We start from the raw sequence: 305 nt of genomic DNA on the forward strand, positions 1-305 counted from the left end.
CTTTCCGTCTTTGAAATCAGCGGTGCCCTGAAAGAAATGGATGAAAACCCGGACCTGACAGCCCCCGGCACACTGGAATCACTGATTACAGCGCTGGCAGAGCGAATGAACACTGCCTATAAAAACATCGGTCACAAAATCAGTTTTGTTTTCGAACGCGATCCGGAGCGTGGAAGGAATGAAATCGAAGCCATGCTCTTACCCCAGCGAAAATCCATCGCACGCACGGGGATCCTGCTTCAGGACGTTCTGGATGAAAAAGTCACCACGCTCACCCCCTGGCTTGTCCGGGAACGCTGCTGGCT

The 305-nt window shown here is 52.8% G+C and carries 1 pseudogene; it reads left to right on the top strand.

Features of this window, described 5'->3' with window-relative positions:
- Positions 1-305: pseudogene (locus E0D98_RS26335) on the top strand (ATP-binding protein); the annotation flags it as partial.

It is taken from the genome of Escherichia sp. KCJ4928 (assembly GCF_004352695.1).
In the GTDB taxonomy this organism is placed as follows: Bacteria; Pseudomonadota; Gammaproteobacteria; order Enterobacterales; family Enterobacteriaceae; genus ECMA0423.